This window comes from Phaeobacter sp. CAU 1743, from assembly GCF_039839315.1.
GTDB classification, from domain to species: domain Bacteria; phylum Pseudomonadota; class Alphaproteobacteria; order Rhodobacterales; family Rhodobacteraceae; genus Phycobacter; species Phycobacter gallaeciensis_A.
Map to the genome: position 1 here is coordinate 1 of NZ_JBDOQR010000193.1, position 1,219 is coordinate 1,219.

The window sequence follows — 1,219 nt, forward strand, 5'->3', positions numbered from 1 at the left end:
AGTGTCCCAACGATTGGTGTAATTTCCGCCGTTAGCGCGGGCTGAGCGGAGCCTTTTCGTAGCGAAGCGAGGCCCGCGCGGGCCGCTTGGCGGCCACGGTTGTTCTTCGGCTAAAGTTTGGTTTGCCGACCTGACCTATGACCGAGGAGAACAACCATGACCAAGGCCAGCCTATCAGACACCGCGGCACTGCGCGCGCTTTTGTCAGACACTTCTGACACCAACCTGCTTGCGCAGATGCTCGGGTTCGTCGCCGACCGCCTCATGGCGCTGGATGTCGACCATCTCTGTGGTGCCGGTGCGCACGAGCGCAGCGGCGAGCGAGTGAACCACCGCAATGGTTACCGGACCAGAGCCTGGGAGACGCGTGCCGGAAGGGTGGATGTGAAGATTCCCAAGCTGCGTAAGGGCAGCTACTTCCCGGAGTTTCTAGAGCCCCGCAGGGCGGCGGAGAAGGCGATGACGGCCGTCATCCAGGAGGCGTATGTCCAAGGCCTCTCAACACGTTCTGTGGACGACTTGGTCAAAGCAATGGGAATGACCGGCGTGTCCAAGAGCCAGGTCAGCCGTCTTTGCGGCGAGATCGACGAAAGGGTCGACGCGTTCTTGGGTCGGCCGCTTGAGGGCGAATGGCCGTACCTGTGGCTCGACGCCACTTACATCAAGGTGCGTCGCGGCGGCCGGATCGTCAGCGTTGCTGCCATAGTGGCCGTGGCGGTCAACCTGGATGGCCGTCGCGAGGTTCTGGGCATCGCCGTCCAGCCCAGCGAGGCTGAGGTTTTCTGGGATGAGTTTCTTCGCTCTCTCGCAGATCGCGGGCTGCGCGGAACCCGTCTGATCATTGCCGACGATCACAAGGGCCTGAAGGCAGCCGCGGCCAAGGTGCTCGGTGCCACCGTCCAGCGCTGCCGTGTCCACTTCATGCGCAACGCGCTCGCCAGCGTCGGCAAAAAGGACCGCCCGATTGTCACCGCGGCACTCAGAACCGCCTTCGATCAGGACACACTCGCGGCATCGAAAGACCACTGGGCAAAGTTAATCGACGCGTTCGAACCGCGCCATTCAAGGCTAGCGGAACTGATGCGCCGCGCGGAGGATGATGTGTTGGCTTACAAGAGCTTTCCGCGCGATCACTGGGCGAAAATCCATAGCACGAACCCACTGGAGCGCCTGAACAAGGAGATCAAGCGTCGGACCAACGTGGTCGGGATCTTCCCCA

1 protein-coding gene is annotated in these 1,219 nt (G+C 62.0%); it reads left to right on the forward strand.

From position 1 onward, the window contains the following. Positions 1–156: 156 nt before the first annotated feature. Positions 157–1,219: IS256 family transposase (locus AAFO90_RS24905; protein ID WP_347511193.1), on the forward strand; the 1,063-nt coding region annotated here is incomplete at its 3' end.